The sequence below is a fragment of the Chryseobacterium sp. genome (assembly GCF_045629545.1).
In the GTDB taxonomy this organism is placed as follows: domain Bacteria; phylum Bacteroidota; class Bacteroidia; order Flavobacteriales; family Weeksellaceae; genus Chryseobacterium.
This window is the reverse complement of the sequence record NZ_JAZQRK010000043.1, coordinates 1-5,189: the sequence shown is the minus strand read 5'-3', so window position 1 is coordinate 5,189 and position 5,189 is coordinate 1. Positions and strand designations below refer to the sequence as shown.

Sequence of the window (5,189 nt, the reverse complement as noted above, 5' to 3'; positions counted from 1 at the left end):
TACGACCGACTTACCTGTATCAAATTGGATTAGTAGCCAAGTTAAACAATCTTTCTTGAGCAATATAAATGTTAATGTAATTAGAAATGGAATAGATATTACTCTATTTAAATATAGAAAGAGTCTGTTAAGAGAGAATTTGAATTTGGTAGGAATTAAAATTATTCTCGGAGTTGCATATATATGGGACGAAAGAAAAGGCTTACAGGATTTTATAAATTTATCTAAAATTATTGATAGGAATTATAAGATACTTTTAATAGGATTGACTGATCAACAAATTAAACATTTGCCAGAAAATATCATTGGTCTGCACAAAGTAAAAGACCAAGAATTATTAGCAGAATACTATTCAATGGCTGATGTTTTTGTAAATCCAACGAAAGATGAAGCACTTGGCTTAACTAATATCGAAGCTTTGGCTTGTGGTACGCCAGTGGTTACATACAATTCAGGCGGGGCAGTAGAAAGCATTTTTGAAAATATTGGTTTCATTATAGAAAAAAATAATATCAATTCATTAAAGGAAAAAATAGAAGTACTAACAAAAAAATCTAAAGAATATTATATAAAAGAGACCAGAGAAAAAGCAGAGTTTTACTTCGACAAAGAAAAACAATTTAAAAAATATATAGACTTATATAAAAGAGCTATATTATAAGAGATATAATTGATTACTAGAATATGAATAACTATCAAATCTGTTCTAAAACAATAATGGATACATCCGACCCAAACATCATTTTTAATGAATTTGGAGAAAGTGATTATTATGTCAATTTTCATAAAAATATCTTACCACAATGGAATTTTGGGAAAGATAAATTGGATGAATTAATGAATTATGCTCATGTTGTAAAGAGAGATGGAGAAGGAAAAGATTTTGATTGTATTATAGGTCTTAGCGGGGGATTAGATAGTTCTTTTTGTGCTTATGTGACGACTAAGATAATGGGATTAAGACCATTAATTTACCATGTAGATGCGGGTTGGAATACTGAACAGGCGGTTAGTAATATTGAAAAGATAGTAGATGGCTTACAGTTGGATTTGGTAACTGATGTGATTAATTGGAAGGAGATGAAAGATTTTCAACGATCTTTTTTTAAAGCACAAATTGCTGAACAGGACGGTCCTCAAGATATTGCATTCTTTTCAAGTTTATACAAATTTGCAAGAAAGAATGGGATAAAATATGTTTTTACTGGTGGGAATTATAGTACAGAATGTTGTAGGGAGCCTGATGAATGGGGTGCTTATCCAGGTATTGATAATGTTTTAATAAATGATATTCAAAATAAATACGGCACTATAAAACTAAGCTCTTTTCCTATTGTTGATATATTTAAATATAAAATATATTATCAGAAAGTTTTAGGAATGAAAGTTTTTCATCCACTTAATTATGTTCCATTTGATAAAAAAGATGTAGAAGATTTATTAAGTGAAAAATTTGGTTGGCAACCCTTTAAGCACAAGCATCATGAATCTCGGTTTACAAGATTTATTGAAGATTATTGGCTTCCGAGGAAATTTGGATTTGACAAACGGAGGGCTCATCTATCAAGTTTAATTCTAACAGGTCAAATTACCAGAGGAGAAGCTTTAGAAAGAATTTCAAAGCCAGAATTAGACGAACAAACCTTGATGAATGAAAAAAAGTACATTTCAGACAAGTTGGGATTTTCAGAAGATGAGTTTGAAACTATTTTTAAATCAGAGAATAAAACGTATAAAGATTATAGATCTAAAAGAAAGCTTATAGGTTTAGGAATTATTGTTATGCGATATTTAGGCTTAGAAAAAAGATTATTTAGATGATCACAATCATAGATTACGGCGTTGGTAATATAAAAGCATTTGTCAATATTTATAATGAATTTGGAATTCCTTGTACTATTGCCAAAAATGATAAAGACCTAAATAATGCTACAAAATTGATATTACCAGGTGTTGGAAATTTTGATTATGCGTTGGGTAAATTTAAGAAATCGGGCTTAGTGCCAGCTGTTGAACATTTAGTTCTTCATCAGAAATTCCCAATACTTGGTGTTTGCGTAGGAATGCAAATAATGGGAACCTGTAGCGAAGAAGGAAATTCAAAAGGTCTAGGTTGGGTTGAAGGAAAAGTAAAAAGAATTGAAACGAATAATATAGATCATCAAACAAAATTGCCTCATATGGGTTGGAATGATGTTCATTTCTCTAAAAGTAGTAAATTATTCGAAGGTCTTTCGAATTGTGAGTCGCTCTATTTTTTGCATTCTTATTATTTTCAGTGCCTTGATAAAACAAATGAAATTGCTTATTGTGAGTATGGACATAAAGTAACTTCAGCAATACAAAAGGATAATATTTATGGTATTCAATGTCATCCTGAAAAAAGCCATTTGATTGGTAGTAAAATTTTGATAAATTTCGCAAAATTATGCTTAAACCTCGTCTTATTCCAAGTTTGTTAATTTCTGGTGGACTAGTTGTGAAAACAACGCAGTTTATGAATGAAAAATATATTGGTGATCCAATTAATATTGTACGCATCTTCAATGAAAAATTGGTGGATGAAATTTGCATATTTGATATTGATGTAAGCAGAAAGAATAAAGAACCCGATTATAGATTAATTGAAATCCTAGCTTCACAAACCAGAATGCCAATTTGTTATGGAGGTGGAATAAAAACAATAGAACAAGCTCAAAAAATTTTTAACTTAGGTGTTGAAAAAATTGCCTTGAGTAGTATTTTATTCTCAGATTTAGATATTATTAATAGATTGTCCAATCAAGTGGGTAATCAAAGTGTTGTTTTAGTATTGGATGTGAAAAAGTCTTTTAACGGATCTTACGAAATTTATATTAATAATGGAACTGAAAATACCAAAATTAATTTATTTGATTTTTTGGAAACCATAAAAAATATGGATTACGGCGAGTTAATTCTTAATTCAATTGATTTGGATGGGACAGAAAAAGGATATGATCTCTATTTATTACGAAAAGTGTTCGATTTAGTAACCAAACCCATCACAATTCTTGGTGGTGCGGGCACATTGGAGCATGTTAAATCTGTTTTCAAAGAATTTAAAATTATTGGTGCAGCTGCCGGAAGTTTATTTATCTTTAGAGGTAAATATAAAGCGGTTCTAATCAATTATCCAGATAAGTTTAAAAAGCTAGAATTATATTAAATAAGTAAAAAGTATGCAAATTAAAGATAAAGTTTTATTAATCACAGGCGGAACAGGTTCTTTCGGTACAGCTGTGTTAAACCGGTTTTTAAAGACAGATCATTTTAAAGAAATACGTATATTTTCTCGTGATGAAAAGAAGCAAGATGATATGCGAAATCTATATAAGGATAATAAAATTAAATATTATATAGGTGATGTTCGAGATTATACTTCTGTTGAACCTGCAACCCGTGGTGTAGATTATATTTTTCATGCAGCAGCATTGAAGCAAGTGCCTTCTTGCGAGTTTTTTCCAATGCAAGCAGTAAAAACCAATGTAGAAGGTACGCAGAACGTCATTCGTGCAGCAGCTTCTAGTGGAGTTAAAAAAGTCATTTGTCTTTCAACCGATAAAGCGGCTTATCCAATTAACGCAATGGGAATTTCTAAAGCGATGATGGAAAAAGTTGCGGTTGCAGAAGCTCGTAATCTAACAGATACTGTAGTTTGTTTAACTCGTTACGGAAACGTGATGGCTTCTCGTGGTTCAGTTATTCCGTTATTTTTGAATCAAATTCAGAAAGGAGAACCTATTACAATTACTGATCCCAATATGTCTCGTTTCTTCATGTCTTTGGAAGATGCCGTAGATTTGGTTTTATTCGCTTTCGAACATGCAAATCCTGGAGATTTATTTGTCAATAAGGCGCCGGCTGGTACAATTGGAGATTTGGCAAAGGCTTTGATTGAACTAACTGGTAAAGAAGTTCCGGTGAAAGTAATCGGCACACGTCATGGTGAAAAATTGTATGAAACTTTATGCACTCGAGAAGAGATGTCAAAAGCAGAGGATATGGGCGATTTTTATCGCGTTCCAGCAGATAACCGTGATCTTAATTATGCGAAATATTTTTCTGAGGGAGAAGAAGAAGTTACAGTAATCGAAGATTACCATTCTCACAATACAGAACAGCAAGGTGTTGAAGGTTTGAAAAAGCTGATTTCAACTTTACCATTAATTCGCAAAGAAGTTTTTGGTGAAGATGTGATGCAGTATCCATATTAATATTTTTGAAATATGATTGATACCATTCAAGGAGGAATAGCAAAAGATCAACGAGGACAAATTCGTTTTGTCAATGATTTCGACATGTCTTTAGTAAAACGATTCTATATCATTAAAAATGCAGACATTGAGTTGATAAGAGGGTGGAGAGCACATCGGATTGAACAAAGATGGTTTTATGTATTATCTGGATCTTTTGCAGTTGATATTGTTGAAATTGATAATTGGGATAAACCATCACAGGAATTACTAGTTGAAAAAAGAATTTTGAAAGCTGATGAAAGCCAAGTTATTCATTTTTCAAAAGGTTATGGCACAGCCTTTCAAGCTTTAGAAGAAAATTCTGAATTGTTAGTTTTTGTTGATTTCGGTATTGATAATGCGCCACTTGATGATTATACGTATCCATTGGATTATTTTATAAATAGGAAATGAAAAAAATAGGAATTACGGGTCAAAATGGCTTTGTAGGTAAACATTTATATAACACTTTAGGATTATTTCCTGAAGAATTTGAAAGAATAGATTTCCAGAAAGAGTTTTTTGAAAATGAAACTCAATTGGATGAATTTGTTTCAAAATGTGATGTCATTGTGCATTTAGCTGCGATGAACCGTCATGAATCTGAACAATTTATTTATGAAACCAATGTTGCTTTAGCCAAAAATTTGGTCGAATCTTTAAAAAGAACCAATTCTAAAGCTCACGTTTTGATTTCGTCTTCAACACAAGAAGAAAGAGATAATTTATACGGAAAATCAAAACGTGAAGGCCGTGAAGCGATTGTAAATTGGGCAAATGAAAACGGTGGAAAAGTTTCAGGATTGATTATCCCAAATGTTTTTGGAGCTTTCGGAAAACCTTTCTATAATTCTTTTATTGCTACCTTTTGTCATCAATTAACGCATGGCGAAACGCCAACAATTGCAAATGATGGAGAAGTAAAGTTGATTT

Annotated in this window: 7 protein-coding genes; all 7 read left to right on the top strand. The window is 31.6% G+C overall.

Translation table 11 applies throughout. The annotated features are described in order from the left end of the window. On the top strand, nucleotides 1–661 hold a 661-nt coding region (locus tag ACKI42_RS10450), incomplete at its 5' end, for a glycosyltransferase (protein WP_407405157.1). Between the two features lie 23 nt (nucleotides 662–684). Further along, nucleotides 685–1,821, top strand: coding sequence for an N-acetyl sugar amidotransferase (locus ACKI42_RS10445; RefSeq protein WP_407405155.1), 1,137 nt, complete (start codon nucleotides 685–687; stop codon nucleotides 1,819–1,821). Continuing rightward, nucleotides 1,818–2,462, top strand: coding sequence for an imidazole glycerol phosphate synthase subunit HisH (gene hisH, locus ACKI42_RS10440; RefSeq protein WP_407405153.1), 645 nt, complete (start codon nucleotides 1,818–1,820; stop codon nucleotides 2,460–2,462). Before ACKI42_RS10445 ends, hisH begins: the two co-directional genes overlap by 4 nt. Further along, the gene (locus ACKI42_RS10435) at nucleotides 2,429–3,187 is read left to right on the top strand and encodes an AglZ/HisF2 family acetamidino modification protein (protein WP_407405151.1); all 759 of its coding nucleotides are present in this window, start codon (nucleotides 2,429–2,431) and stop codon (nucleotides 3,185–3,187) included. Before hisH ends, ACKI42_RS10435 begins: the two co-directional genes overlap by 34 nt. A gap of 13 nt (nucleotides 3,188–3,200) precedes the next feature. Next, nucleotides 3,201–4,235: a polysaccharide biosynthesis protein gene (locus ACKI42_RS10430; RefSeq protein ID WP_407405149.1), complete on the top strand. Its 1,035-nt coding sequence runs from the start codon at nucleotides 3,201–3,203 to the stop codon at nucleotides 4,233–4,235. A 12-nt stretch (nucleotides 4,236–4,247) separates the two neighbouring features. Next, nucleotides 4,248–4,670, top strand: a complete 423-nt coding sequence (locus ACKI42_RS10425) for a sugar epimerase (protein WP_407405147.1) — start codon at nucleotides 4,248–4,250, stop codon at nucleotides 4,668–4,670. Further along, nucleotides 4,667–5,189 (top strand): NAD-dependent epimerase/dehydratase family protein (locus tag ACKI42_RS10420; protein WP_407405145.1); only part of this gene is annotated, 523 nt, incomplete at its 3' end. The genes ACKI42_RS10425 and ACKI42_RS10420, both read left to right, overlap by 4 nt.